We start from the raw sequence: 1870 nt of genomic DNA, 5'->3' as shown, positions 1-1870 counted from the left end.
GAGTTGCTGGTTGTGTTTTTCACGTTGTTACCGACAACAAACACATCAGATTGACCTGCATTCACTTGGTTATTATTACCTAATGCATAAGAGCGATCTGCTTTAATTGTATTAGGGTCACCAATAGCACCTGAGTTATTACCACTCACCACATTGCCGGTACCAATCGAAATAGATTGTTTACCTGACGCCACAGCACCGTGACCAATAGCCACGCCTTGCTCTCCAGCTGTAGCCCCGTTACCTAAAGCAACAGAACTCTCCCCTTTCGCGTGAGCTTTGTAACCAACTGCAGTAGAGTATGAACCTGAAGCTCTTGAATCCACTGTATTCGACTTATGGTTAATTTGCTCCTCTGCATTATGACCATCATTGGTGTGGAAGAACTTCATACCATAGGTTAAAACATAAACTTGACGACCATTCACTGCATCAGTACTATTCGGTGAAATATCACCATCAGCAATACCACTCAGTTTCACACGAGGATCAACTTTCTCTTTATATTTCTGGAGATTGCCATTCTCATCAAGAATAGGTTGTTTAGTCACTGGGTCCCATTTAACAAACTCTTCCTCGACTTTCTCTCCTGCACCAGTAAGGTTGATTGTATTCTTATCACCAGTCATTGTCGCAGTGCCTAAAGTCACAGAATTTAAGTTCGTTAAATCCCTGTTCATTTTCACAACAAGTTTGTTATCTGCCACTTGCGCTTCCACATAAAGGTTATTAGCCGCTGAGTCCTTACCATTCCATTTGCCTTCACCCTCAACGGTTAACTTCGTACCCAATGGACGATGTACAGTGGTATCGGCGTTGTTACCCGTCAAGTCTAAGCCCGCTTGTGCAATGGCTTGTAAATCTTTCACTGTCGCTACATTATTTAACGCATTACCCGTTTGAGCCAATAAGCCGCCTTTACCGTCTTTGTTATCACCAGCAATAGCTTTTTGTGCATCTGTAGGGGTAAGTGCCGTTTTATTTGATTCAGCATCATCTTTCAAACCTAAACCACTTCCCACATTGCTCATCGCAATTGGTGTATTGCTTGCATCCGATGGCATTGCTTGAACAGTAACATTATTTGAAGCAACCTCAGTTAATGTTGCAGGTGTACCATCTGCATTTTTATATGTATTTGTTGCAGGATCGAAAACTTTCCCTTTTAAGTCACTCTCTTTATAGAATTTACCATCTTTTCCGCGAACAAGCGTAACTGGTACTTGTTTACCATTTACAGTTTCAGTTTTTACCTCGCCTGTTACAGGATCTTTCTCAAAGTACTCAAACGGTTTTCTATCGTTCATTTCTTTTAAGCGATCATCGACATAACCCGCATTCGCTGCAGCCGTTCTGTCTTTCGCCGTGCCGTCTGGATTACGTTCAACATCTTTTAAGCCAGTGATAGAGCCCGTGCCTTTAGCATCCGTACCCTCACCATTTTTAGCAAAGCTAATTTCTGGTGCTGTGCCATCTGCCCCCGAAGTAATGCTTACTGCATCTTTGCCATTTTGGCCTTTAAGTGCCAAGGTGTTAGTTGTTTTACCATCTTGACCTTCTTTGCTAGTTAAGACAATTGCATCTGCACCGTCATTTCCTTTAACCGTTACACCATCTCTGTTATAAGTCGCAGCTGATTTATCCGTTTGATTTTCGTCTTTCGGACCAACAGTCATACCATCTGCATTGACAGTATTTTTAGAGTCTTTATCCGTTGCCGTTACGCCATCTGCTTTAACGGTTGTTGTTAAGTCATTACCTTCTGCATCTTTGGCTTTAACCGTTGTGCCATCAAGTTTATAATCCGCAGATTTCAATGGTTGATTATTTGTATCTTTCTGAACAATGCTTGTACCGTCAGCACCTGCTG

The 1870-nt window shown here is 42.1% G+C and carries 1 pseudogene; it reads right to left on the bottom strand.

Features of this window, described 5'->3' with window-relative positions:
* Nucleotides 1–1870 (bottom strand): annotated as a pseudogene (locus tag B0183_RS12550) (hypothetical protein); the annotation flags it as partial.

It is taken from the genome of Glaesserella parasuis, assembly GCF_002015085.1.
GTDB lineage: Bacteria > Pseudomonadota > Gammaproteobacteria > Enterobacterales > Pasteurellaceae > Glaesserella > Glaesserella parasuis.
The sequence above is the reverse complement of the archived record's forward strand: the minus strand, read 5'-3'. Positions and strand labels throughout refer to the sequence as shown.